7 protein-coding genes are annotated in these 5,068 nt (G+C 67.2%); 1 reads left to right on the forward strand and 6 read right to left on the reverse strand.

Features of this window, described 5'->3' with window-relative positions; all coding sequences use genetic code 11:
* The 5 genes from AX681_RS04650 to AX681_RS04670 all read right to left on the reverse strand — a co-directional run.
* On the reverse strand, positions 1-539 hold a 539-nt coding region (locus tag AX681_RS04650; RefSeq protein ID WP_156456035.1), incomplete at its 3' end, for a head-tail connector protein.
* Positions 539-817 carry a phage fiber-tail adaptor protein gene (locus AX681_RS04655; protein ID WP_066659547.1) on the reverse strand — a complete coding sequence of 93 codons (279 nt, stop codon included), beginning with the start codon at positions 815-817 and terminating at the stop codon, positions 539-541. The genes AX681_RS04650 and AX681_RS04655, both read right to left, overlap by 1 nt.
* A gap of 76 nt (positions 818-893) precedes the next feature.
* On the reverse strand, positions 894-1,082 hold the full coding sequence (locus AX681_RS04660; protein ID WP_066659546.1) for a hypothetical protein: 189 nt from the start codon (positions 1,080-1,082) through the stop codon (positions 894-896).
* On the reverse strand, positions 1,076-2,752 hold the full coding sequence (locus tag AX681_RS04665; RefSeq protein ID WP_066681889.1) for a hypothetical protein: 1,677 nt from the start codon (positions 2,750-2,752) through the stop codon (positions 1,076-1,078). Before AX681_RS04665 ends, AX681_RS04660 begins: the two co-directional genes overlap by 7 nt.
* A 132-nt stretch (positions 2,753-2,884) precedes the next feature.
* Positions 2,885-3,940, reverse strand: coding sequence for a phage major capsid protein (locus tag AX681_RS04670; RefSeq protein WP_066659544.1), 1,056 nt, complete (start codon positions 3,938-3,940; stop codon positions 2,885-2,887).
* 318 nt (positions 3,941-4,258) lie between these two features.
* Between AX681_RS04670 and AX681_RS04675 the strand changes: the two genes are divergently transcribed.
* Positions 4,259-4,519, forward strand: coding sequence for a hypothetical protein (locus AX681_RS04675; protein WP_156442706.1), 261 nt, complete (start codon positions 4,259-4,261; stop codon positions 4,517-4,519).
* 57 nt (positions 4,520-4,576) lie between these two features.
* Here AX681_RS04675 and AX681_RS04680 read toward each other — a convergent pair.
* Positions 4,577-5,068, reverse strand: a 492-nt coding sequence (locus AX681_RS04680; RefSeq protein WP_269450339.1) for an HK97 family phage prohead protease, incomplete at its 5' end; no start/stop codon positions are given.

The raw sequence follows: 5,068 nt of genomic DNA on the forward strand, positions 1-5,068 counted from the left end.
CATCGCACCGCTCCCGCGCCCAGCCGCATCGCCCGCCACGGTCGCCACAACGCCGTCACCGCCGCCGGTGGCACGCCCTCGCCATCCATCCGCAGATGCGCCGCCAGCCGCAGGATTCCGTGCCGCACCGGCTCGGGCACCGCGTTCCAGTCGCCCGCGCTCCCCGCGCGATAGGTTACGGCGATGCGCCCGGCACCGGACGCACACCGCACCCAGCCCTGCCCCGCCGCATCGATGTCGATGGCATAAAGGTCCGGCGCCAGCGCCACCGCGCCGCCATCGGTCGCCACCTGCTGCACCGCCGTCACCGCGCGCACCGGCGCGACGCTCAGCACCTGCCACGCGCCCCGCACCGCCAGCGTCTCACGCAGCATCCGCTCGAGCAGCGCCATCCCGATATAGCGTTCGCACAGCTCGGTCGCGACGCGCAGCTGCGCCGCCAGCTCGGCATCGCTCGCCGCGCCATCGATCCGCAGAAATGCGCGCAACTCGGCCAGTGCGACGGGGGCCGCCTCGGGCGGCGCGATCGTCTCGACCATCACCGCCGCTCCACCCGCACGTCGATCGCGCGCGCATCGCGCCGCCCGTCGCTCCAGCTCACCTGGTTGGTCAGGCGATAGACCAGCCCCGGTCGCCCGCCTTCGACCGTCGCGGCACAGCGCGGCCCGCTCACCGCCTCGGCCACCACCGCCAGCCCGCCGTCATGCGCCGGCTCGACGGTCCAGCTGCTCGCGCTCACCCCCGCCGCGCCGGCAATCGCCGCCCAGTCGATCGCATAGTCCAGCGCCGCCGCCGGATCCTTCAGGAAGATGCCCATTGCTCACCCCCGTTCGCCAAGAAAAAAGGGGCGGCCCGACGGACCGCCCCTCACCCATTTTCAGTATCGCGGCGCTTCAGCCCGCGTGCAGCACCCGCGCGCCATCCTCCGCCCGGATCGTGTAGCTGCCATCGCTGCCCGCACGCGCCGCCCCGGCCAGTTTCACCAGCCGCGCCGGACGCGATCGGGCCTGCTGCGCCTTGCCGATTGCGCCAGCGGCGATGCGCGTACGACCGATCGTGGCGCCCCGTTGCCCGCTTACCATGCTGCCATGATCCGCCAGTCGGTGCCGTCGCTGACGACGACCCCGCCATTGCTCCCGCCACCGGCCGCAACGCTCCCGGTGGTGGTGGCATTCAGATCGGTCACATAGTGCAGCGCCCCGGCCCCCGCGCTCGCCGCCGACCCGGCACCCGCCACGGTCGCACCCGGCAACTTCGGCGCCTTCATGAACTGCGTCTGCAGCGTCGTGAAGTTGATCCGCAATGCATCGGATATGTCCGCGCCCTGCACGGTCTGGCCGATCGTGAAATCGCCATTGGTCTTGAGCCGCAGGCCCCAGCGGTGGAAATTCGCCTCGTTGAAGAAGTCGAGATACAGGTTGCCATTGCCCTGGATCCGGCCGCCCGCGACGCCGCTCGCATGGGTGTTGCGCAGCTTGAACCCCTCGAACCGCGTCGACGCGGAAATCTCGGTCTCGAACCCGGTCACCGACCCCGTCACCGCATTGGTCGTGAGGTAGATCATCCGCGCGCCATTGGTGAAGCCGGATGTTCCGACCATGGTCAGGAGCGACTGGATGCCCAGCGGATTGGTCCCGACATTCCCCGCGCTCAAGTAGATGTCGCGTTCGAACGTATAGCCATTGCCCGAATTGACGTAAGGCAGGTTGAGCTGCGCAGTGCCTGCCGCATTGGTCTGGGTCATGAACGCCTGGTTGTTGCCCAGCCGGTTGACCCGCACCTGCTCCGACAGGTTGATCGACTTGGTGTCGCCCGCCGCACCGTTCCAACCGAATGTCACATGCGAATTTCGATACCCGTCGGCAAAGGCATAGAATGCGCCCTGAAAGCTGATGTCGGAATCATTGCCCCAATCATCGCTGTCGAACGGGGCATAGATGCTGATCGGGCGATACTCCAAACCACTCGATCCCGTCGTGTGCATCGCATGGTGGAATTCGGACCCGTCGATCCACTGGCCCGATTTTGCCGGATTGCGGCTCGGCTTCTTGAACCGGCTCTCCACGCGGATCGACGGCCCGCCCATCGCGGTATTGATCGGGGTAAAGCTGGTGTTGAGGTTCCAGCTCAGTCCGACGACGTTGTTCGTATATTCCGGCTGGCCGGGATATTGCGAATCCGCAGAATAGGGGCCGTAGGTGAAGTTCAGCCCGAACTGGATCGTGGAGGGCATGCCGCCCTCGTCGCGCGATGGCGAGTCATAGATGACCCCTTCCTGCGACCAGCCCTGATCGATGTCCGGCGGCGTTTCGGCCTCGATAGTATATACCGGCGCCGACAGCCCGTTCACCCCGGTGATCTCGTCGAGAAAATCGGTGACGGTCAGGCTCTCATTCCCTGGGATCGCCTGCCACGCCGCGAACACGTCGTGCGCCTGTACTGTCTCATAGAATTGCGCCGCGACCGTCAGCGAAACCGACTTGGTGCCGACCGGCAAGTCGATCGCGGTGGTGCCGTCCGAGGAGACGATCGGATCGCGCTCGATCGTCCCGCTCGTAAAGGTCCCGATCCCGACTTCGAACATGCTTGCATCCGCCGGCGCGCCGTCGATCGCATAATAGAATTGATCGCCCTCGCTCAGCACCGATGCAAAGCTGCGCGACCCGGTCACTGCACCTGCTGGCGTAATCGCGCCAGTTCCTGTCGTGGTCGTGGTTTCCTCGACCAAATCTGCGTAAATCAGCTCTGCCATGTATCTGCTCCCGCGGTGGTAAAGTCGGAACTGGCCGGGGCGCCCGCATCGCCCCGGCCCGACTGTATCAGGCATGCAACGATCGGCAGAATCGCGATGGCTTCCGCCCCGCTAACCCTGCCGATCAAAGTGTCACGAGGCGGAAAACTTCATGACCTTGATCGCCTCGCTGTTGGTCACCGCGCCGCCGACCCGCTTGGTGGCGTAGAAGTGGACGAACGGCTTGTTGCTGTACGGATCGCGCAGGATCTGCGTCTCGCCGCGCTCGGCGATCAGATAACCGGCCTTGAAATTGCCGAACGCGATCGACAGCGAATTGGCCGCGATGTCCGGCATGTCCTCGGCTTCGACCACCGGATAGCCCAGCAACGTCGCCGGCTGCCCCGCGCTCAGCGACGGCTGCCACAGCAATGCGCCGTCGCTCGTCTTGAACTTGCGGAGGCGCGCCAGCGTCGCCGAATTCATGGCAAACACCGCACCCTGGCGGTATGGCGGGCGCAGCGCCTGGACCAGGTCGATCAGCTTTTCCTCGGGATTGGCCGCAAACGCACCCGCCGCACCCGACACGATGTGCTGCAGCGTGCCGAACGCCCGCACGTCATCGCCCGTCGCCGCGGTGGCATAGGTCAGGAACCCCTTGGGCTTGTTGGTCCCGTTGCCGCTGACGAACGCCGCGCCCTCGGCCCGCGCAAATTCGCGCGCGATCTCGTCGGCCAGCCATGCTTCGACGTCGAAGGCGGCATCGTCCAGCATCGCCTGGCTCGCCGCCGGATTGGCGAACAGGTCGCCCATCGGCGGGGCGATCTCGTTGAACACCGGCGTGTCGGTTTCGTCGCGCGCCGCCATCTCGCTCGCCCAGCCGGATTCGGTCCCGCCCGACGCGACCAGCTTGCGATATCCCGCGCTGCCCACCGTCACGACATTGGCGATGGCGCGGATCGGCGAAATGCTCGCCAGCGTCGCATCGACCAGGGCGTCGATCTCGCGGGGCACGGCATAGCCGCCCTCGGCTCCGCTCGCCCCCGACAGCGCCTTCATCTCCAGCGCGCCGCTGCCGCTACGCAAAAACCCCTCGAACGCCGCGCCCGTCACACTGCGCGCGCCGCTCAACATCGGCCGTGCCACCGGCGCGCCAGCCGCTTCCACCGCCTCGAACGACTGTTCGAGGACATCTGCCTTCGTTTCCATAAGTGTCTCCCGTTCCAACAGAAAATCCTCCGCGCCTGCCCCGGCGAAGGCCGGAGGAACGGGGAGGGGGGTGTAGCTGCGATCAGCGAGGTGCTGGGGGCACCTTGCAGCAGCGAAACCGGCTCGCGTCGCGAGCCGTATGCCCAAAGGCATGGTGGAGGGGGCCCGCACCACGCGAACCCCGTCGTTTCAAAAAATGAAGTGGCTGTCCGCTATATCGACGCCTCGGCGGGCCCATCCGCGATCCTGTATCGTTAGGACCGCGACGCACCGTGACTCCGGGAATTCCAAATGTCCAAACGATCGAACAGAAGCTGGATGAACGCCGGATTCGACGCCTGGTCGCTCGGCTGGGAATCCGCCGCCGTGATCGGACTGCGCGCAGCCAAAATCGCCCAGGGCGGCCCCGAAGCACAGCGCGAAACTGAACGCATGGTCTCCGAAAAAATGACCGCCGCGTTCGAGCTCCAGATGGCGATGATGTCCGGTGCCATGGGCATGAGCCCCGCCACCACCACCCGCAAGGCGCTCGCCCACTATCGACGCAAAGTCCGCGCCAACGCGCGCCGCCTGCGCTAGCCAGTAAGCCCCTCCCCTTCAGGATTGCCGGGTGAACCACGCCCCGCGTGGTTCAGGTCAGGCCGGGGGCCTGACCGACCCGGCAATGGGTTGGGGTGGGGCGGTCACCGCCTCGCAGAGACCGACAGCCGCGCCCACCACCGCATGCACCCGCGCATGCGGCTGCATCGGCCGCGCCACCAGACTCACCTCGCACAGCTCGAGCGCCTCGATCTCGCGCCACCGCCCCTGCCGCGCCTTGACGGTGCGATACCCAAAGCTGAGGCCATTGACCGCGCCCCGCGCCACCAACGCCGCCAGCTCGGGCACATCGACCCGCGCCGTCAGCCGCAAGCCCCGCCCATCCTCGCCGATCGCCTCGATCACGCCCACCGGCGCCCCGCGATGCTGCCACAGCAGCGGCACCCGCCGCACGCGCGCTCCGAACGCCCCGGCCCGGATCACGTCCCCGCCCCGGTCCGGCACATCGAACACCGCCGCATAGCCCGCGAACCGGACGCCAGTCCCCGCACGATTACTCCCCTCCCGCGTGCGGGAGGGGTCAGGGGA

Source organism: Sphingomonas sp. CCH9-E2 (assembly GCF_001557215.1).
Classification (GTDB): Bacteria; Pseudomonadota; Alphaproteobacteria; order Sphingomonadales; family Sphingomonadaceae; genus Sphingomonas.